Annotated in this window: 18 protein-coding genes and 1 tRNA gene; 16 read left to right on the forward strand and 3 right to left on the reverse strand. The window is 64.5% G+C overall.

The genetic code is table 11. From position 1 onward, the window contains the following. The first annotated feature begins 146 nt into the window (after positions 1 to 146). From ACYVKQ_RS10295 to ACYVKQ_RS10365, 15 genes are all read left to right on the forward strand, one after another. Positions 147 to 1,256, forward strand: a complete 1,110-nt coding sequence (locus ACYVKQ_RS10295; RefSeq protein WP_460578073.1) for a hypothetical protein — start codon at positions 147 to 149, stop codon at positions 1,254 to 1,256. Between the two features lie 75 nt (positions 1,257 to 1,331). Then, on the forward strand, positions 1,332 to 1,937 hold the full coding sequence (locus ACYVKQ_RS10300; RefSeq protein WP_460578074.1) for an AAA family ATPase: 606 nt from the start codon (positions 1,332 to 1,334) through the stop codon (positions 1,935 to 1,937). Next, the gene (locus ACYVKQ_RS10305; RefSeq protein ID WP_460578075.1) at positions 1,924 to 2,583 is read left to right on the forward strand and encodes a hypothetical protein; all 660 of its coding nucleotides are present in this window, start codon (positions 1,924 to 1,926) and stop codon (positions 2,581 to 2,583) included. Before ACYVKQ_RS10300 ends, ACYVKQ_RS10305 begins: the two co-directional genes overlap by 14 nt. A 49-nt stretch (positions 2,584 to 2,632) precedes the next feature. Next, on the forward strand, positions 2,633 to 3,427 hold the full coding sequence (locus ACYVKQ_RS10310; protein ID WP_460578076.1) for a DNA methyltransferase family protein: 795 nt from the start codon (positions 2,633 to 2,635) through the stop codon (positions 3,425 to 3,427). 146 nt (positions 3,428 to 3,573) lie between these two features. Further along, the gene (locus ACYVKQ_RS10315) at positions 3,574 to 3,738 is read left to right on the forward strand and encodes a SymE family type I addiction module toxin (RefSeq protein ID WP_460578077.1); all 165 of its coding nucleotides are present in this window, start codon (positions 3,574 to 3,576) and stop codon (positions 3,736 to 3,738) included. Between the two features lie 60 nt (positions 3,739 to 3,798). After that, the gene (locus tag ACYVKQ_RS10320; RefSeq protein ID WP_460578078.1) at positions 3,799 to 4,329 is read left to right on the forward strand and encodes a hypothetical protein; all 531 of its coding nucleotides are present in this window, start codon (positions 3,799 to 3,801) and stop codon (positions 4,327 to 4,329) included. Then, entirely contained in the window at positions 4,316 to 5,821 is a 1,506-nt protein-coding gene (locus ACYVKQ_RS10325) for a terminase large subunit domain-containing protein (RefSeq protein ID WP_460578079.1), read from the forward strand. The genes ACYVKQ_RS10320 and ACYVKQ_RS10325 overlap by 14 nt, the downstream gene beginning before the upstream one ends. A 293-nt stretch (positions 5,822 to 6,114) precedes the next feature. After that, positions 6,115 to 6,426 carry a hypothetical protein gene (locus ACYVKQ_RS10330; RefSeq protein WP_460578080.1) on the forward strand — a complete coding sequence of 104 codons (312 nt, stop codon included), beginning with the start codon at positions 6,115 to 6,117 and terminating at the stop codon, positions 6,424 to 6,426. After that, positions 6,416 to 7,681, forward strand: coding sequence for a hypothetical protein (locus tag ACYVKQ_RS10335; RefSeq protein WP_460578081.1), 1,266 nt, complete (start codon positions 6,416 to 6,418; stop codon positions 7,679 to 7,681). The genes ACYVKQ_RS10330 and ACYVKQ_RS10335 overlap by 11 nt, the downstream gene beginning before the upstream one ends. Before the next feature lie 2 nt (positions 7,682 to 7,683). Then, positions 7,684 to 8,625 (forward strand): DUF6712 family protein, encoded by a 942-nt coding sequence (locus tag ACYVKQ_RS10340; protein WP_460578082.1) that lies wholly within the window; start codon positions 7,684 to 7,686, stop codon positions 8,623 to 8,625. Next, positions 8,622 to 9,104 carry a hypothetical protein gene (locus ACYVKQ_RS10345; RefSeq protein ID WP_460578083.1) on the forward strand — a complete coding sequence of 161 codons (483 nt, stop codon included), beginning with the start codon at positions 8,622 to 8,624 and terminating at the stop codon, positions 9,102 to 9,104. The genes ACYVKQ_RS10340 and ACYVKQ_RS10345 overlap by 4 nt, the downstream gene beginning before the upstream one ends. Next, the gene (locus ACYVKQ_RS10350) at positions 9,085 to 9,891 is read left to right on the forward strand and encodes a hypothetical protein (protein ID WP_460578084.1); all 807 of its coding nucleotides are present in this window, start codon (positions 9,085 to 9,087) and stop codon (positions 9,889 to 9,891) included. The genes ACYVKQ_RS10345 and ACYVKQ_RS10350 overlap by 20 nt, the downstream gene beginning before the upstream one ends. A 64-nt stretch (positions 9,892 to 9,955) precedes the next feature. Further along, entirely contained in the window at positions 9,956 to 10,519 is a 564-nt protein-coding gene (locus ACYVKQ_RS10355) for a hypothetical protein (protein ID WP_460578085.1), read from the forward strand. After that, the gene (locus ACYVKQ_RS10360; protein WP_460578086.1) at positions 10,516 to 11,046 is read left to right on the forward strand and encodes a hypothetical protein; all 531 of its coding nucleotides are present in this window, start codon (positions 10,516 to 10,518) and stop codon (positions 11,044 to 11,046) included. Before ACYVKQ_RS10355 ends, ACYVKQ_RS10360 begins: the two co-directional genes overlap by 4 nt. Before the next feature lie 2 nt (positions 11,047 to 11,048). After that, complete coding sequence (locus ACYVKQ_RS10365) at positions 11,049 to 15,209, forward strand: hypothetical protein (protein ID WP_460578087.1); 4,161 nt, start codon at positions 11,049 to 11,051, stop codon at positions 15,207 to 15,209. 76 nt (positions 15,210 to 15,285) lie between these two features. Here the strand turns inward: ACYVKQ_RS10365 and ACYVKQ_RS10370 are convergent. Then, positions 15,286 to 15,357: transfer RNA gene (locus ACYVKQ_RS10370), tRNA-Arg, on the reverse strand. A gap of 138 nt (positions 15,358 to 15,495) precedes the next feature. Between ACYVKQ_RS10370 and ACYVKQ_RS10375 the strand changes: the two genes are divergently transcribed. Continuing rightward, positions 15,496 to 15,978 (forward strand): organic hydroperoxide resistance protein, encoded by a 483-nt coding sequence (locus ACYVKQ_RS10375; protein ID WP_460578088.1) that lies wholly within the window; start codon positions 15,496 to 15,498, stop codon positions 15,976 to 15,978. Positions 15,979 to 16,079: 101 nt separating this feature from the next. Here the strand turns inward: ACYVKQ_RS10375 and ACYVKQ_RS10380 are convergent, their stop codons facing one another. Together ACYVKQ_RS10380 and sucC are read right to left on the reverse strand one after the other, a co-directional pair. Further along, entirely contained in the window at positions 16,080 to 16,958 is an 879-nt protein-coding gene (locus ACYVKQ_RS10380) for a transglutaminase-like domain-containing protein (RefSeq protein ID WP_460578089.1), read from the reverse strand. 298 nt (positions 16,959 to 17,256) lie between these two features. Further along, positions 17,257 to 18,465 carry a succinate--CoA ligase subunit beta gene (gene sucC, locus ACYVKQ_RS10385; RefSeq protein ID WP_460578090.1) on the reverse strand — a complete coding sequence of 403 codons (1,209 nt, stop codon included), beginning with the start codon at positions 18,463 to 18,465 and terminating at the stop codon, positions 17,257 to 17,259. Positions 18,466 to 18,627 lie beyond the last annotated feature (162 nt).

The following is an 18,627-nucleotide window of genomic DNA, read 5'->3' on the forward strand; positions in this document are numbered from 1 at the left end:
GGCTTTTTTTATGCACCGCGCTGTGGATAAAAAAGGCCTTGTCGTGGATAAATAAAGGATTGTCGGTTTCTGTAAATCGCTGTGTATGAAGACCTTTATAACATCAGTTCAACACTTCTCAACCTCTCAAAAACCGCTCAAACTGTATGAACACGCTCAACAACATCACCGCCCGCGAAGCCCTCAAAGCCGACCTGATTGCCGACCTGCGCAGCCGTGACGAGCAGGCCAACCGCAACGACTACGCCCGCCTGCTGGCTGGCAAGCAGCGCACGGAGTTGCTGCAGCGCATCAAGAAGGCCTACAAGGAGCAGGCCGCCGCGGAAGACTACGGCCAGGTGCTGGAGTGCCTGGCCGAAGCCGAGCTGGCCATCTTCAACGACGCCGACGAGCTGACCCTGCTGCCCCCGACCGAAGGCCCGGAGCCGGACGGCGCCGGCGGTGCCGGCCTCGTGGTGCCCATGGTCATCGAGGACGAACCCAGCACGGCCATTGCCGCCGCCGCCCCGGCCGCGCCCGTCATCATCCTGCGCGACGCGCCCCAGCTGCTGCCGGCCGCGCCGGCGCTGGTGACCGAGCCAACGAACCTCGACATCATCCTGAGCGCCGCCGTGCCCAAGGCCACGCCCACGTACTCGCCGCTGGCCCACCTCGACCTGATTAACGCGGTGAAGGAGCAGCTGGACAAGCGCGGCCTGCAGGTCAAAGACGAGCGGTACCAGCAGAATCGGAAGGGCCAGCAGATGTTCGGCCACCTGACCGTGGCCGGCCACGACACCGAGCAGGACATGTGCATCGGCTTCCGCAACAGCTACGACAAGTCGATGCAGGTCGGCGTGGTGGCCGGCAACCGCGTCATCGTCTGCAGCAATTTGATGTTCAAGGGCGACTTCCGCGCCATGCAGATGCACCAGGGCAACGTGGTGCAGGAGCTGAACCGCATCCTCGAAAAGGGCGTGGAGAGCATCGAGCAGCAGTACCTGCTCATCCTGAAGGACTCGGAGAAGTTGAAGCAGGTGGAGGTGAACCCGCGCCTGATTCACGAAATCCTGGGCGAGCTGTTCTACGCCGAGAGCATCGTAACCGAGGCGCAGCTGCGCATCATCCGGGGCGAGCTGCGCGAGAAAACCAACTTCGGCGACGGCACGCTGTGGGACATCTACAACCACACCACCGAGGCGCTGAAGAGCACGCCCAGCGGCCTGATCATCGGCCGGCACATTGAGGCCCACCAGTTCTACACCGCGAAGGCCTAACTCCCCACTCCCAACCAACAACCAGCGTCCCCCGGCCGGCCAGCGGCCGGGGGCCTGCTACGGCTATGCCCACCCATGAGCAAATACCAACTGAAGACCCGCAAGGGGTACGATTTTTTCGAGGTGTCGAGCGCGATGCAGAAGTGCATCAGGAGAGGCCTGGAGGAGCAAGCGATGTACTGGGCGGTGGAGCTGTTCACCAGCAACTATGCCGAGTACGCGTGGAAGCGCCTGCGCATCATGGCCAGCGAAGACGTCGGCCTGGCCGCCCCCGGTGTGGTGGCTGACGTAGCCGCCCTCTACCAGCACCACAAGCTGCAGGCCAGCAAGAAGGACGACAAGAACAAGCCCGAGCGGCTGTTCCTGACCCACGCCGTGCTGCTGCTCTGCCGCGCGCCCAAGTCGCGCGTCGTGGACCACGCGCTGCTCTACCACTGGCTGCGCCACGACCACATGCACGAGCCCATTCCCGACCTGGCGCTGGACAAGCACAACGAGCGGGGCCGGCGCCTCGGCCGCGGCTGGAAGCACTTCTTCGAGGAAGGCACCCAGCTGGCCAACCTCGGCACCGTGGCCGGCGAGGAGCAGTACCGCGCCCTGGCCATGAGCGTCATCGACAGCGCCGCGCCCACCTTGTTCCCCGACGACGAGCTGGAGGCCCCGCCGAGTGCCGATCGGTGACCAGAAGCAGCGCGTGATGGTGAAGCGGGCGCTGGACGAAGCGGGCTACTACGCCTTCGCGGCCCAGGTAGCCCACAAGCGCCACTTCAACGTGCGCTGTGCCCAGCTGCTGCAGTTCTACGGGCTGCAGCAGCTGGAGCAGCTGGCCGACCGGTACCAGGAGTTGCCCGAGGACTTGCCGCCCGAGCAGGAGGTGGACTGGCTGCTGCTGCGCGGCAATTGCCCGATGTCGCTGCTGCGGGCCTACGTGCAGGTGGGTGGCGACGCGTGCGCTGACCAGAGCCCCTGGGCCCGCATCAGCGCCGGGCTTTGCACCACCACCGAGCAGAGCCTGCGGCGCTGGGGCGACGTGAACCACCTCACCGCCTCGATGCTGCGGCGCTACTGCGGCGCCCAGGGTACGCCGCTGGACGTGCAGGCCATGCACCTCTCGCACGAGGCGCTGCCCGTCACCGAGCACGACCTGGTGGAGTTCATCGTGGCGCACCCTAGGGGCCAGCATACTTACCGCCCCCGCGGCTACGGCCACCAGCTGGCCGAGGCCTTCCGGCTGCTCACCGGCTTCCGGCTGACCTACGGCTTTGCCGTGCAGCTGCTGGCTCGGCTGAGCCCGCCGGCGGCCCCGATCGACGCTTGCCCTTTCTAACCCGCAGAAACCCGGCCCCGCGCCGGGTTTCCTGCCTTCCTGCCTACTCGTGAACGAAGACCTGAAATACTACAAGCCGTTCGTGAAGCTCATCGACGACGTGGGCCGCCGCCACGGCAACGACCGGGTGTTTACCGACTTCCTGACCATGGCCACGTGCGCGCTGCATCCCCAGACGCTCCGCAGCCCGGGCATCGATCCGGATCCAGACAATGAGAAGCTGTACTTCGAGGCCATCAAGCCCTACACGAAGCCGGAGCTCAGCAAGCTGGCCGAGCTGATTGCCTTGGTGCAGCTGCAGGCCATCGAGTTTCCTTTTACCGACATCCTGGGCGCATACTTCGAGGAGCACGTGACTCGCGGCCAGAACGGGCAGTTTTTCACCCCGACGAACATCTGCAAGCTGATGGCCCGCATGACCTACGGCGACGTGGGGGAGGGCAAGACCGTGGCGGACCTGGCGTGCGGCTCGGGGCGCATGCTGCTGGCCGTAGCCGAGGACGCGCCCCATAATCTGTTCTTCGCCGCCGACGTCGACGCGCGGTGCTGCCGCATGGCGGCCCTGAACTTCTTCGTCAACGGCATCCGGGGCGAAGTGGCGTGGATGAACTCGCTCAGCCTGCAGTGGTGGGGCGCCTGGCACGTCAACGACGTGGGCAGCCGCGGCATCATGCCCATCCCGGAGGAGAAATGCCACTTGGCCGCACCGAAGCGACCGGCCGAGCCTCAGCCGGCTGCGGTGGCCGTCGTGCCGGCTGCCGGCCCGCTCCTGGTAGCCGACCCGATACCCAAGCGGCTACCTGGTGCTACGTCACAACCCGCACCGCAACTGAGCCTCTTTTAACGAAGAAAGCCCCCGGCAGGGCCGGAGGCTTTCGATTCAGTTCAATTTCTCGACGGCTCTCAAACCGTGGAGAGCAACAAAGATAGGGGGCAGCGTACGAAGCCCCCCAATCCCACCATCAGTTCACTTTCTCACTCTCGCTACCCATGAAAACGTCTCGCAAACTGACCATTACGCACCGGTGGCGCAACAACCGCAGCGTGCCCGAAATCCGCCTAACGGGCCTGTGGCTGCGCGAAGTAGGCTTCTGGCCTAATTCGAAGGTGCGGGTGGAGCTGCAGGGAAAACAGCTGGTCTTGATTCCCGAGTAAGCATTCCGTCCTACCCTCCGGCAATGGCTGAGCCCAAGTTGTGGGCTCAGCCATTGTTTTATGAAGAAACTGAAGCCAAAGGGCGACAAGCTCGATAAGTACCGCGCCCACCTCTTCGAGGGCGCGGAGCTGCAGCCGCAGGAGGTGGAGATGCTGGCCAAGTACCGCAAGGCCCATTCGCTGCTCTGCATCGGCTACTCGAAAAACCAGGTGCTTGCCGCGCTGGAGAAGGAATACGACGAGCTGAGCACGTCGCACCTCTACGCCATCATCCGCGAGAGCATCGAGCTGATGGGCAGCATCGAGGAGGTGGACAAGAAGGGCGAGCGGGTCATCAGCATCGAGAACTACAAGCTGCTGGCCAACCTGGCCCGCAAGGGCGGCGACATCAAGGCTGCCATTGCCGCCCAAGAGAAGGCCGACAAGCTCATGGGCCTGTTCGACGCCGAGCAGGGCGGCCTCGACCCGCAGGCCTTCCTCAAGCCCGTGGCCATGCTGTTCACCACCGACGTGGAGCAGCTCAAGCGCCAGGAGCTGCCCGAAGAAACCGACGACACCGAAGATATCGACTACGAGGATGCGTCGGAGTAATTTTGAGCAAGAGCAGCGCCGGGCGTACGTCAACGCCAAGCAGCTGCAGTTCCTGCAGGCCCGCGCCCGCCGGCGCACCTTCGTGGGCGGGCGCGGCTCGGGCAAGACCACCGTGGCCGGCCACCAGACGCGGGTGGAGATGAATTTCCTCCCCAGGGCGAAATTCTTCTTGGCCGGGCTGACCTACAACCAACTGCTCACGTCCACGCTGCCGGGCATGGAGCTGGCCTGGCAGGTGCACGGCCTGCGCGAGTACAACCCCAAAACCAAGTTCGGGCACTACGTCATCGGCAAGACGCCGCCCGCGCACTGGTACAAGCCCTACATCGCCCCGCGCAACTACGAAAACTGCGTCACCTTTCTCAACGGCTACACCCTGCAGCTGCTGAGCATGGACCGGCCCGACGCGGCGCGTGGTGGTTCGTATGATGGTGGCCACATGGACGAGTCGGCCCTGCTCAAGGAAGAGCACGTCACGCGCATTCTGCGGCCCATGATCCGGGCCAACCGCTACCGCTTCAAGGACCACTACCTGCACTGGGGCCTCTCGGACTACACCTCCGTGCCCTGGCTGCCGAGCGGGCAGTGGGTGTTCAAAACCGAGGAAGCGGCCAAGGAAAACCCCGAGAAGGCCTTCTACCTCGAATCCACCGCGCGCGACAACGTGGACGTGCTGGGGGAGGAGTACCTGACCAACCTGCGCGCCGGCATGACCAAGCTGGAGTGGGACGTGGAGGTGATGAACGTGCGCCTGGCCAAGGTGCCCAACACGTTCTACCCCGACTTCAACGCCGAGAAGCACAGCAGCTGGGACATCTTCAGCTACGAGTACGACGAGGCCACCGGCATCACCCTGCCCACCCGCACCTTTCGCCTGCCCAAGCGGCCCCTGGAGCTGAGCTTCGACTTCAACGCCCGCTTTACCTCCGTCATCGTGTGCCAGGAAACGGACCAGGAGTTTCGGTGCCTGGATGCGTTGGCCGTCACCCAGGCCGAGGCCAACACCAACGTGCTCGACGCGTTGGTCAAGGCGTTCTGCGACGAGTACGAGTCGCACCCCACCAAGCTCTTGTACATCTACGGCGACCGAAACGGCAACAACAAGCAGGTGGCCAGCAACAAGACACTCTACGAGCAGATCTGCGAGCAGCTGGTGGAGCGCGGTTGGGCCCCGCAGCTGATGGTGCACGGCCTCGACCCGGACCACCGGCTGAAGCACCTGATGATTAACGCCATGCTGGCCGAGCGCAATTCGCGCCTGCCCCGCGTGCGCATGGACCGCGAGAAGTGCAAGTACCTCATCGTCTCCATCAGCCAGTCGCCTATGACACCGGACTTCAAGAAGGATAAGCGCAGCGAGGCCAACCTAGTAGACCAACGCTTAGCTACTCACTTTAGCGACTGCTTCGACAACATCGTGTACAAGAAATACGGCCACCTCTACGGCATCGATACCCAGCCCTACCAAGTACGTTTCCTTGGTCGCGGCTAGGGAATGCAGGCAATTGCCATTCAAAAACCCCGTTTTCAGCTTGGAAACGGGGTTTTTTGTTGCCCGAAGTCCCCTCATATAACCCGGCAATTGCCCCCCTGGCAATTGCCGCACGCTAAAGGGCGCGCTATCGACTGCGCGAAAGGCCATAAAAAACGGCGGCAATTTTCGGCTAACCCGTTGTTTTCGTGGGCGGTCGGTTCAAAACAGACCATAAAGCCGGGCGCGGCCGGTTTCGTCCTACCGGCCGGGGCGGTCAGCGGGCAATTTGGAGGAAAACCAACTCCCCCTCCATGTCCGAAATTCACGTGAGCAGAATGCTGGCCGAAATCGACCAGCCCACACCGCTGGGCTTGAAGTTCCGCACCTTCAGCCTCCGCTACTGGAAAACCGACGGCAGCCGCGGCAGCAAGGCGGCCTGCTACAAGGGTGGCAAGTACGCCCACCTGGGCGCGACCAAATCCGCCGGCGGCTTCCGCTACAACCACAAGCTCAACGGCACGCTGCAGCTGGTCAACGACGAGAACGGGCAGCCCTTCGCGGTAAAAATCGCCCTGATTACCCGCTACAACGGCCTAGTGGTCATCCACAGCGATGAGCAATAAGGTGCAGCGGCTGGCGCAGGACGTGTACGTGCTGCGCGGGGCCAGGGCCGTGGTGGAGTTTACCGCCCCCAAAAGCGGGCAGGACGTCATCAACGGCGCCGACGAACTGAAACAGGGCGGCCTGGTCATCGCGCCCTGGGGCAAAAACAACCTCAAGCCCCAGGAGATGCTCAAGCTGTACTACGCCAACCACCTCAAGCCGCAGCTGCTGGTGACGGCGCGGGATTTCCTGCTCGGGGCGCGGGTGGGCGTGTTCGAGCCGCAGATCCGCGACGACAAACGCGTCCTGGTGCCGGTCATCGACACCGAGATGGAGGCCTTTTACGAGTTCATCGACGGCGATACGCTGCTGCGCAGCAGCGCCTTTAACCTCGAATTCGCCGCCAACTACTTCTCCGTGGTTGAGCTGGAGAACAAGACCAACGTGGCCGGCGCCGACAGCTTCGATTGCACCGACGTGCGGGCCCTGGTGACCACCAAGCGCTACCCCGAGAAGTACGGCCTGCACCCGGATTGGAGCAATTTCAAGGCCAAGGACGTGAAAATCCTGCCGGCCTACGACCGCACCAACCCCGGCCGCTTCGGCCAGTTCATTTACCACGGCCGCGACTGGACGCCCGGGCAGAAGTACTACGACCTGCCCCCGCACTGGGGCGGGGAGCAGTGGCTGCAGGTGAGCAACAAGGTGCCCAAGTTTCACATCAGCGGCCTCGAAAACGGCTACGACGTGCGCTGGCACATCAAAATCCCGAAGGATTACTTCCTGCAGTTCGGCGACGCCAAAAAGCAGCAGGAGGCCGAGGACGCGCTGCTGGAGGAAATGGAGAGCTACCTGGCCGGGGCGGAGAATGCCGGCAAGGCCTTCGTGAGCAAGTACACCGTGGACGAGCGCGGCAACGCCAAGGGCGGCTTCATCATCGAGCCCATCGACTCGAAGGCCAACAACGAGGCCTACGAGAAGGTGAACCAGCAGGCCAACATTGCCCACGTCAGCGCCCACGGCATCGACCCCTCGCTGGCCGGCATCGACACCGGGGCCAAGCTGGGCGGCTCGGGCTCCGAGAAGCGCATCAGCTACCAGCTGCACCTTGCCCAGCGCACCCCGAACAAGCGCAAGATTCTGCTGGAGCAGCTCAACGTGATGAAGAAAATCCAGGGCCTGAACCCCAGCCGGGTGTACGGCTTCGAGGACATGGACATCACCACCCTGGCCGAAACGCCGAAGGGGCAGAAAGAAAAAACCAACCCGCAGTAGTCATGCTGTTTACCACCACCGAGGAGCTGAAACAGCACCTGAGCACCCTGCACCAGAACCTGCGCTGGGAAACCATCCTCTCGCACGTGGAGCAGGCCGAAACCACCCATTTGGCGCCCTACGTCACCCAGGAGCTGATCGACGAGCTGAGCCAGCCCACGGCCGACTTGAGCCCGGTGCAGGTCGCGCTCCGCAAGCGCCTGCGCGACGCGGCCGCGCACTACATCGTGCTCGACGCGGCCCCGTTCCTGGCCATCAGCGCCGGCGACGTGGGGATGATGGAGCAGCGCACCGACCAGGCCACCGGCGCCCGCCAGTGGGTGTACAACAACTTCGTGGACGCGGCGGCCGACAACGGCGACCGGCTGCTGGACGCGGCCCTGGTGTGGCTGGAGTTCAAGGCCGACGACTTCCCGACCTGGAACGACTCGGACCTGGCCCGGGCCAGCCGCGAGCTGCTGCTGCAGAACGCGCACGAGGTGAGCCGCTTCGTGGGCATTCAGGAAAGCCGGCGCACGTTCGGCGCCCTGCTGCCGTACCTGCGCCAAGTAGAAGACCTAGAAATCCGCCCGCTGCTGGGCGACGAGTTGACCGATGAACTCAAGGCCGCGCTGGCAGCCCGGCAGCTCTCGGCGGAGCAGAAGCAGCTCCTGGAGCAGCTGCGCCCGGCGCTGGCCCACCGCGCCTACGCCGTGGCCCTGCCGTTCCTCTCGATCAGCGTGACCGGCCGCGGCATCCGCCTGCTCTCGGACAACGACGGCATCCGGCAGCGGCTGGCCGCGCCCGAGAAGGTGGTGGCCAGCCTGGCCAGCGCCGCCGATCAGGTGGCCACCCAATACCTGGAGCGGCTGAAGCGCCACGTCGACGGTGGCCGCCCCGACGCCGAGCCCTGGGCGGTGACGCAGCACAGCAACGCCGACCGCAAATCCTTCCGTGTCCGATGAAACCGAGGCTCTCACTCCTGGAATTGGCCGGCGCCCTGCTGGCCGGTGGCTGCGCTTACGCCACCCAATTCGTCGAGGCGCACATCTGGTCGCCCGCCTACACCTACTACCTACTCCTGCTGCTGGTGGCCGTCGATGGCGTGGTGCAGGCGCGGGTGCAGCGGAAGCGGTTTCGGCCGCTGCACCTGGCGCTGCAGCTGCTGGCCTACACCTTCATCCTGGGCTTCGCGCACGGCTTCGCCAAGCACGAGGTCGGGCTGGTGTGGCTGGCGCAGATGGCGCTGGCCCCGTTCGTGGTGTTCCACCTGCGCCGCCTCATCATCAGCTTCGGCAAGCTGGGCCTCGTGGACCGCGACGTGGCCACGCTGCTGGAGCTGAAAATCGGCCGCCGCGCCGTGGCCGACGAAGCCAAGCCAGGGGAAGCGCCGGCCCTGGTCGAACCCGTAGCCGTTGCCCCCAGTGAAGCAGTTCCGGCTTAACGAGCGCCCGTTCTCGGTGCCGCAGGCCTGGCCCGAGCTGACCGAGCCGCAGCTGCTGGCCGTGGTGCCGCACCTGTACGCCGACCGCCGCAGCGCCCGGGTGCGCCTGGCCGTGCTGCAGCTGCTGTGCCCGGTGCCCCGCAAGCTGCTGCGCCTGCTCGGCGCCGAGCAGCTGCGCGACCTGCTGCAGCTGGTGGAGTGGGTGTGGGAGCAGGAGCTGGTGGCCACGGCCCTCACCTCGTTCCCGCACCGCGGCCGCACGTACCTGCTGCCGCTGCCGCGCCTGGAAGACGCGGTGGCCCTGGAGTACGCGCTGGCCTCGATGCACTTCGCCGCCTTTGCCCACCCGCAGCGCCCGCAGCCGCAGCGCCTCGACGACCTGGTGGCCGCGCTCTGCCGTCCGCAACGGGCCGACCTGGACGAAACGGACCCGCACTGGGATGGGCAGCGCCGGGAACGGTTCAACCCCAAGCTGGCCGAGGCCCGCGCCAAGGAGCTGGCCGGCGCACCCATGGCCGTCAAAATCGTGGTGCTGCAGCAGTTCCTGAGCGCGCAGCGCTTCATCCACCGCGCCTACCAGGAACTCTACAAGCGGCAGGAGCAGGGCGCGCGCCGCGGCCAGCCGGTGGTATCCGACGGCAGCGAAGTCATGGAGCTGATTCACGTGCTGGCCCAGGAAGGCACCTACGGCGACTACGACGCCACATGCTACACCTCGATGCACACGATTCTCTACAACCAGGCCAAGCAGGCCAAGCGCCGGCGCGAGCAGGAGCAGGACGAATAGTTACGTCCTACCGGCCGGGCCGGCGCGGGTGCTGATTGAGGTGTTTCACTCCAATCCCTACCCCATGTTTGCTCTGTTCAGAGTCCTGCAGGCGGCCTTGGCCGTCGTCCTCGTTGCCCTCGTGCTCGGCAGCTGCGTCACCACCGGCAGCCGCCGCCCGCACACCCAAAGCCCCAGCATCCTCAACGACTCGGTGCTGGCAGCCCTCAGCGGCCTGCTGCCGGCCCCGGACAGCACCCGGTACCTCGACGTGCCGCGCCGCCCGCTGGCGCAGCTGTTCGGCCCCAGCACGGCGCGCAAGGACAAGCGGCAGGTGCACATCACGGTCTACAACGCGCCGGCCAAGGTGAAGGGCGGCAGCACGGCCGTCAGCGGCGACGGCAACGTGACGGCCGACAACCGCAAGGCCCGCGGCCCGGTGGCCGTGGGCGACTCGGCCAGCGCCACCGACAACACCAAGGCGGGCCAGAAGGGCGGCGCGGCGGCCACCGGTGCCTGCAGCACCGCCACGGCCGTCACCGAGCAGGCCGGCCCCGCCTGGTGGGCGTGGCTGCTGGTGTTCCTGCTGGGCGTAGTGGTCGGCGTGGCCGGCACCGTGTACGCGCTGCTGCGCCGCTGGAAGGCATGAGCACCTTCGCCCCCGCGTTTCAGCAGATCCTCGACGAGGAGCTGGCCGGCTACAAGAAGCTGGTGCTGGAAATGCTGGCCGACCAGCTGCGGGCGAAGGGCCTGGTGCTGACCGAAGACCTGCTGCAGTCCCTGCAGGGCGAAACCACCGCCGCCTCGGAGCGCTTCGTGGCCGACATGGCCGTCTCGTTCAACGAGTACGGCCGCATGAAGGAAATGAAGCGGCTCAACTACACGAAGGGCGCGCCGGTGGAGCAGATAGAGGCCTTCGTGCGCAAACGCGGCCTGGCCCGCTTCGAGCGCGTGCCCGGCTACAAGCCCGGCCAGTTCCCGCTCAGCCAGGACGTGGCCATCAACCGCATCGCCTGGGGCCTCTCGCGGGCCCGCCTGCGCGACGCCGGCAAGCACAAGCCCAAGGGCTGGTACGCCAAGACCTTCTACCGCTCCCTCAACCGTTTCATCGACGCCGTAACCACGCGCTACGCCGCCCAGGCGGGCGTGCACGTGGCCGGCGCCATCAAATTCTAGGTATGGCATCCGTTCGGACGGATAACGTCCAAATCAAGCTCGACATCGACGGCTCGCAGTCGAAAACCGAACTCGACAACCTCACGCGCAAGGCGCAGCTGCTCAAGGAGGACATGAAGGGCCTCAAAAAGAGCTCGCAGGAGTACATCGACGCCAACAAGCAGCTGGCCGACGTCAACGGCCGCATCGAGGAGCTGCGCCAGGAACTCGGCTTGTCGGCGCTCAGCTACAACCAACTCAACACGCTCACGCGCCAGCTCAACCGCGAGCTGCGCGACCTGACGCCCGGCACCGAAGCCTTCATCAACAAGAGCAAGGAGCTGCAGGAAGTGGACGCGCAGCTGACGAAGGTGCGCAACGACATCAAGGGCGTGGGCGCGGAGCTGGAGCTGAGCACCGAGGACTTCGACGACTTCGTGAAAAAGCGCGACGAAGTGGGCTTGGTGGGCCTCACGCTCACCCAGCTGAAGGGCCTGGCCAGCCAGCTCAAGGAGGAGCTGGGCGACCTGGCCCCGGGCACCGAGGCCTTCGTCAACAAGTCGAAGGAGTTGGGGCTGGCCGAGAAACGGCTGGAAGACGTGACCGAGGAAGCCCGCAAAGCCGGCCGGCAGCTCGACGAGTCGGGCAACGGCTTCGGCGACTTCGCCAAGAAATCGGCCGCGCTGGTGGGCATCCACATCGGCATCGAGGCCGCCGTGGAAGGGCTGAAGGAGTTGGGCCGCGAATCCGTCAACGCGGCCAAGGAAGGCGCCGATTCCCTCTCCGACATGGAGAAAAGCCTGGGCGTAACCACGGCCGAGGCCCGGGCGCTGCGCGAGCAGCTGGAGGGCATCGATACGCGCACGTCGGGGGAGAATTTGGAGGGCATCGCCGTGGCGGCCGGCCAGCTGGGCATTGCCAAAGACCAGGCCGTGGCCTTCACGCAGTCCGTGGACCAGGCCGTGGTGGCGCTGGGCGACGAGTTTACGGGCGGCGTCGAGGACGTGACCAAGAGCCTGGGCGGGCTGCAGAAGCTCTACAAGCAGACGGCCGACCTGAGCCCGGCCGAATCCATCACCAAAATCGGTTCGGCCGTCAACGCCCTGGGCGCCGAGGGCGCGGCCAGCGGCCCGGTCATTGCCGAGTTCACCTCGCGCATCGGGCAGCTGGGCGACCTGGCCCCGCAGATTACCCAGACCCTGGGCCTGGGCGCGGCGTTCCAGGAATTGGGGCTGTCGGCGGAAATCAGCTCGGGCGGCGTCACGAACGTGCTGCTGACCGCTTCGAAGGACACGGCCAAGTTCGCCGCGCAGATCGGCGTGACCAACGACGAGTTCCGCGAGATGCTCAACACCGACCCGAACGAGGTACTGCTGCGCCTGGCCGACTCGCTGCAGGGCGCTAGCAACACGGAAATCGTAAGCACCCTCGACCGCCTGGGCATCAAGTCGCAGGAGGCCACCAAGGTCATGAGCCTGCTGGCTACCCAGACGGACTTCGTGCGCGAGAAGCAGGCGCTGGCCGCCAAGGAGTTTCAGAAGGGCAGCAGCCTCACCGACGAATTCGCCAAGAAAAACAACAACGCGGCCGGCGAGCTGGAAAAGGCCGAGAAGAAGCTGGTGCAGTACCGGCGCGAGCTAGGGGAGCAGCTACTGCCGGTGTACATCCGGGGCACGCAGTTGTTTGGCTTGTTCCTGGAAGGGCTGCGGGCGGCCCCGCAGTTCATCAGTGAAAACCGCGGGCTGCTGATGGGCCTGGCCGTGGCCCTGGTCACGCTCAACGCGGCCAACATCCGCGCCACCGCCAGCACCCTGGCCCAGCTGGCCGTCGAGAAGGGCCGGGCCGTGGCCACCCGCGCCAGCGCCGCCGCGCAGTGGCTGCTCAACGCGGCCATGACCGCCAACCCGATCGGGCTGGTAATAGCGGCCGTGGCGCTGCTGGTGGGTGGCCTGGTCACGCTCTACGACCGCAGCGAGCGGGTGCGCATGGTCCTAGCCGGGCTGAGCAACGTGGCCCGGGAGGTGTTCGGCAACATCAAGAACGTGGCGCTGGAGAGCCTGGGCGGGCTGGCCAACCTGCTGCTGGGCATCTTTACCCTCGACAAAGCCCGGCTGGCTGCCGGCCTGGCGCAGCTGCAGCGCGCCGGGGGGCAGATGTCAGAGGCGTACCACAAGGGCTACCAGGACCAGCAGGCCAAGGAAGAGGCCAAGCAGGTGCAGCGTGAAGAAGCCGTGCACCAGGAGAAGAAGAAGCGCCAGCAGAAGCGGCAGCAGGAGGAGGCCCAGCAGGAGCAGCAGTCGTACGTGGAGCGGCTCAAGTTGCGGCAGGCCGATTTGGAGCGGCAGCTGGCCCAGGCCGAGGAGGGCAGTCGGCGGGAGCTGGAGCTGAAGAAGCAGCTGGTGCTCGTGGCGCGCGACATCGACCTGGCCGGCGAAAAGAAGTCCGCTGCCGACAAGGCCATCATCCAGAGCAAGGCCCTGGTGGAGATCAGCAAGCTCAACCGCGACTTCGAGCAGCAGGAGGCCCAGGAGCGCTTGGCAGCCCAGGAGCAGATTGCCGCGCGCCGGGCCGCGCTGCTGCAGGACGAAACCGCCCGCCGCATCCAGCAGCTCACGGCCGCGGCCGAGAAGGAGCAAGCCCAGGTGAAAGGCTCAGCCACGCAACAGGCCGAGCAGCGCCGGCTCATCGAGCAGCAGCTGCAGGTGGACATTGCCGAGGTGCGCCGCGCCGCGCAGCAGAAAGAGGCCGAGGAGTCGCTGGCGCTGGAGCAGAAGCGCAACGACCTCATCGTAGACGCCTGGCAGCGCCGCGAGGCGCAGCTGCGCACGGCCGCCAAGCTGGAAGAAGTCAAAATCCTCGACTCGGATAAGAACGCGGCCGAAAAGCGCCGCCTCGTAGCCGAGAAGCTGGAGCTCGACCTAGCAGCGCTGATGCTGGAGCGGGCCGATCAGGAAGCCGAAGTAGCCCGGCGCATCGAGGAAATCGACGCGGACCTGAACCTGCGCCGCCTGGCCCGGGCCCGCGACCGGGAAGACCGGCGCAACTTCATGAGCAACGAAGCCATTGCCGCCGCGCAGGCCGAGAAAAACGCCCGCGTCGGCATCTTGCAGCAGCAGCTGGAGGACGAGCTGGCCAACGAGCGGCTGACCATCAACGAGCGGCTGGCGCTGATCCGGCAATTCAACGCCGACAAGGCCGCCATCGAGCAGGAGTACTCCCAGGCCGAGCAGGACCGGGAGCGGGGCCGGGCCGAGTTCACGGTGCAGAGCTTCGGCCAAGCGGCCCAGCTGCTGGCCGACTTCAGCAAAATGTCCTCCGACAAGGAGCTGGCCAAGCTGGACCGCGACAAGCAGGCGCGCCTCAAAAAACTGGACGAGGAGTACAAGGCCGGCAAGCTCAGCAAAGAGGGCTACGAAAACAGCAAGCACGCCATCGAGACGAACTACGACGAGAAGGCCCGTAAGCTCAAGCGCCGCGCCGCCGAGGTGGAGAAGGCCAACAACGTGGCGCAGTCCATCATCGCCGGCATCCTGGGCGTGATCAAGGCGGCCCCGAACATCCCGCTGCAGATTGCCACCGGCATCCTGGCCGCCGCCGGCACTGCCAAAATCATTGCCACCCCGATTCCGGAATTTGCGCAGGGGGGCGTGCTCCGGCAGCTGGGGGGTACCTGGCGCGGCGTAGCACGCAGCGCCGGCGATGCGTGGCGCAGCGCCCGCAAATACGCCAGCGGCGGGCGTGTGGCGTACGGGGGCGGCGTGCCCGACGGGCCGCGCCACGGCAGCGGCGGCATCCAGCTCTTCGACGGCGCCAGCGGGCAGCACATCGGGGAGATGGAAGGCGGCGAGCCGATCATGATCCTGAGCCGGGCGACCTACGCCAACAACCGTGAGCTGGTGGACGAGCTGCTCGATACCAGCCTCTACCGGGGCGGGGCGCCGATTCGCTCCCGCGGGGCGGGCTTTTACGAGGACGGCGGCTTGGCCGGGGCGGCACCTGGTACGCCCAGCCGCAGCACCGACAACTACGGGCCGCAGCTTGTCGAAGCCATCAACCGCACTACGACGGCCGTGCAAAATATTCCTAGCCGGCTGTACGCCGTGGTTGGAGACGACCAAATACCGGTGCTGGAAGACAAACTCCAGGAGCGCGCCGACATCCGGGAAGAGGCCGCAGTCAGGTAATCTGCCACCCAATCTGCCACCTTAAAAATAAAAAGGCCCTTAGCATGCTGCTAAGGGCCTTTTTAGTGTCGCTTTGTGGTCGCGCCAGGAATCGAACCTGGATCAAGAGCTTCGGAGACTCCTATACTATCCGTTGTACTACGCGACCGGTAGTGGGCGGCAAAAGTAGGTAAAAATGCGGCGCGGCCAAACCGACAGGGCGTTTTCTGTAAAATTCCGCTTGCAACCTTCGGCCCGGCCGAGGAGTTTAGCCTAACACACAACCCAAACCCTAACCGCATCCAATATGGCGAGTACCGAAAAGAAAACCTTGTATACCGCTGAAGCACAGGCCATCGGCGGCCGCAGCGGCCACGTGCGCTCCACCACCGGCGTTATCGACCTGGACATGTCGGTGCCCGAAGGCTTGGGCGGAAAAAGAGGCGCCACCAATCCGGAAGAATTGTTTGCAGCCGGCTACGCCTCGTGCTTTCAGCAGGCATTACTCGTCATTGCCCAGCGCGCCGGCGACCGGCTTGATTCCGAAACGAGCGTGAATTGTGCCGTTTCGCTGTTTCAGCAGGGCGAGGGGTATGGACTGAGCGCCGTACTCGATGTGGACCTGAAAAAATTTGACGAAGCCAAAACCATCGAGATGGTGCGGCAGGCCCACCAGATCTGCCCGTACTCGGTAGGCACCCGCGGCAACATGGAAGTTGAGCTGCGCGTGAAAGGCCAGCCCGTACCAGTGCAGGCTGAAGAAAATGCCGGCGTGGCCCGGAACGGGTAGTCCGGCAAACCAGCATAGCAACGACAAGGCCCGACCGGATGCGCTCCGGTCGGGCCTTGTCGTTGCTATGCTGGGTGTTGTTGCGTTGGGATGGGGAGCGGCTACTGCCCGAGGGTGGGCGGCTGCTGGGCTTGGTGGGTTTCGAGCGGGTTCGGGTAGAACACGGCCGTGGAACTGGTGTAGCGCATGCCAATGAGCTTGGTGGTGCGCTGGAAGATGGTGAGTTTTTTGGCGCCGAGGGGCGTCAGCATGAGGCTGCCGCCGGCCGTTTTCACGCCGTAGCGATTGTCCAGCGGCGTGTCGAAGTAGAACAGGTAAGGCTGCAGCCAGCGGTAGTAGAACTTAACCTTGGCGCCGGTAGAGGTTTCGCCCGTAAGGCCGGGCGTGTCCTGCGCCAGCGCGTGCTGGAGTTCCACGGCACTGATGGGCGTACCGTTGAGCACGGGCAGCACATCCCACTGGCTGTCCACCAGTGCCCACTTTTGGTACTCTTCCAGCCACACCTCCGTCAGCACGTGGCCGCCAGCCGAGCCGCGTTTGTCAGCGTCGGCGGCTTTCAGGAAGAGCGGGCGGGCGGGCATGCCCATAGCCGTCAGCACGGCGGCCATCACGCGGCCGTACTCGATGCACTGCACCGACTTGCCGCGTAATGCGTCCTCTAAGATGGCCATGGGGTCCGTCTTAGTAGAGGGAATACGCCCGTCGTGGGTGAGCCGGTTGTGCACCCATAGGCTTAAGGCTTTTACTTTGCCCAGCGTGGTCGATTCCTTCGCGGCTATGGCTTCTAGGCCGTACCGGTCACGCATTGTTTGCAAGTAGAAGTCTTCAGGGGGGCTGTAACGGAAGGAGTAGGCCGCCGCCGCGTTGGGGGCGGTGCTGAAGGGCAGGGGAGCGTGGGTAGAAGGACCAGACTGGGCCAACACGGGCTGGCCCAGTCCCAAGCCAAGCAAAATCAACAGTCCAGTAAACGCCTTAGGCATGGCAACGGTGGTGTCAGAGGGTGGAGGATGTGCAAACGGAGAAAGGCCCTGGGGGGTTAGCGGCCAAAACTCCGGCTGATGAATCAACTCCACTGCGGTCAATGCTCTCAAGAGCTTGACAAGCAGGTGAGAAGGACGGGGGAGCAGAAAATCAGCCTACAAATATAATTGCTCTAATGTACAATATGATTTAAAATATATGTGATTGATTTTATCGAAAATATTATGCAATGAAAAGCCCCGCCGGGAACCGGCAGGGCTCGTCAAAACGCATAGGTAAATACCTATTTATGAATGCTTAAGCCTGCTGCTCTTGCATGGCCAACACTTCCTTTACTTTCTGGGCGGCGTCCTTCAGTAGCACGGCCGAGTACACCTTCAGGCCCGACTCGTCGATGATGCGGGCGCCTTCCTCGGCGTTGGTGCCTTGCAGACGTACGATAATGGGCACTCGGATGTCGCCGATGTTCTTGTAGGCTTCCACCACGCCGTTGGCTACCCGGTCGCAGCGCACAATGCCCCCGAAGATGTTGATCAGGATGGCCTTCACGTTCGGGTCCTTCAGGATGATGCGGAAACCGGCTTCCACGGTCTGCGCGTTGGCTCCACCCCCTACGTCGAGGAAGTTGGCCGGCTCACCGCCCGAGAGCTTGATGATGTCCATGGTCGCCATGGCCAGGCCGGCACCATTCACCATGCAGCCCACGTTGCCGTCGAGCTTCACGTAGTTCAGGTTCGAGGCCGAGGCTTCCACTTCCAGCGGGTCTTCCTCGTTCGTGTCGCGCAGGGCGGCGAATTCCTTGTGGCGGTACAGCGCGTTTTCGTCCAGCGTCACCTTGGCGTCCACGGCCAGGATCTTGTTGTCCGAGGTCTTGAGCACCGGGTTGATTTCGAACATGGCCGAGTCGGTGTCGTCGTAGGCCTTGTAGAGGGCCTGCACGAACTTCACCATCTCCTTGTACGCCTCACCCGAGAGGCCGAGGTTGAAGGCAATCTTGCCGGCCTGGAAGGGGCGGAAGCCCACGCGCGGGTCGACGTACTCCTTCTGGATCTTCTCGGGGTGCGCTTCGGCTACCTCCTCGATGTCCATGCCACCCTCGGTGGTGTAGATGATGACGTTCTTACCAGTGGCGCGGTCGAGCAGCACCGACATGTAGAATTCCTTGGTTTCCGACTCGCCGGGGTAGTACACGTCCTGGGCCACCAGCACCTTGTGCACTTTGCGGCCTTCGGCGCCGGTTTGCTTGGTCACCAGCTGCATGCCGATGATTTGGCCGGCAATTTCACGCACCTGGTCAAGGTTTTTGGCCAGCTTCACGCCGCCCCCCTTGCCGCGGCCGCCCGCGTGGATCTGGGCCTTGATCACGTGCCAGCTGGTGCCGGTCTGCTCGGTGAGCTTTTTGGCCGCTTCCACAGCTTCTTCGGCGGTTTCGGCCACGATGCCTTCCTGCACGCGGACGCCGTAGCGCTTGAGGATGTCCTTGCCCTGATATTCGTGAATGTTCATACGTCGAACGTGAGTGGGTTTTCGGGTTCCGGAAATGTGCCCGCGAAAGTAGGCAAACTCGGGCGGAATTGGTAACCAAGCTTGGGCGCCGTGGTACTACAGCTTGATTACTAGTGCTTCAAGCCGCGCCGTCCAATGCCGGCTCTACCCGCCGATGGGAGC

This window comes from Hymenobacter coalescens (assembly GCF_054783195.1).

Coding starts and splice junctions, on each gene's coding strand:
- ACYVKQ_RS10380 (WP_460578089.1), bottom strand. CDS start 16,958: ATGCCTAAGGCGTTTACTGGACTGTTGATTTTGCTTGGCTTGGGACTG.
- ACYVKQ_RS10355 (WP_460578085.1), top strand. CDS start 9,956: ATGTTTGCTCTGTTCAGAGTCCTGCAGGCGGCCTTGGCCGTCGTCCTC.
- sucC (WP_460578090.1), bottom strand. CDS start 18,465: ATGAACATTCACGAATATCAGGGCAAGGACATCCTCAAGCGCTACGGC.
- ACYVKQ_RS10330 (WP_460578080.1), top strand. CDS start 6,115: ATGTCCGAAATTCACGTGAGCAGAATGCTGGCCGAAATCGACCAGCCC.
- ACYVKQ_RS10295 (WP_460578073.1), top strand. CDS start 147: ATGAACACGCTCAACAACATCACCGCCCGCGAAGCCCTCAAAGCCGAC.
- ACYVKQ_RS10365 (WP_460578087.1), top strand. CDS start 11,049: ATGGCATCCGTTCGGACGGATAACGTCCAAATCAAGCTCGACATCGAC.
- ACYVKQ_RS10345 (WP_460578083.1), top strand. CDS start 8,622: ATGAAACCGAGGCTCTCACTCCTGGAATTGGCCGGCGCCCTGCTGGCC.
- ACYVKQ_RS10360 (WP_460578086.1), top strand. CDS start 10,516: ATGAGCACCTTCGCCCCCGCGTTTCAGCAGATCCTCGACGAGGAGCTG.
- ACYVKQ_RS10320 (WP_460578078.1), top strand. CDS start 3,799: ATGAAGAAACTGAAGCCAAAGGGCGACAAGCTCGATAAGTACCGCGCC.
- ACYVKQ_RS10300 (WP_460578074.1), top strand. CDS start 1,332: ATGAGCAAATACCAACTGAAGACCCGCAAGGGGTACGATTTTTTCGAG.
- ACYVKQ_RS10335 (WP_460578081.1), top strand. CDS start 6,416: ATGAGCAATAAGGTGCAGCGGCTGGCGCAGGACGTGTACGTGCTGCGC.
- ACYVKQ_RS10375 (WP_460578088.1), top strand. CDS start 15,496: ATGGCGAGTACCGAAAAGAAAACCTTGTATACCGCTGAAGCACAGGCC.
- ACYVKQ_RS10325 (WP_460578079.1), top strand. CDS start 4,316: ATGCGTCGGAGTAATTTTGAGCAAGAGCAGCGCCGGGCGTACGTCAAC.
- ACYVKQ_RS10340 (WP_460578082.1), top strand. CDS start 7,684: ATGCTGTTTACCACCACCGAGGAGCTGAAACAGCACCTGAGCACCCTG.
- ACYVKQ_RS10315 (WP_460578077.1), top strand. CDS start 3,574: ATGAAAACGTCTCGCAAACTGACCATTACGCACCGGTGGCGCAACAAC.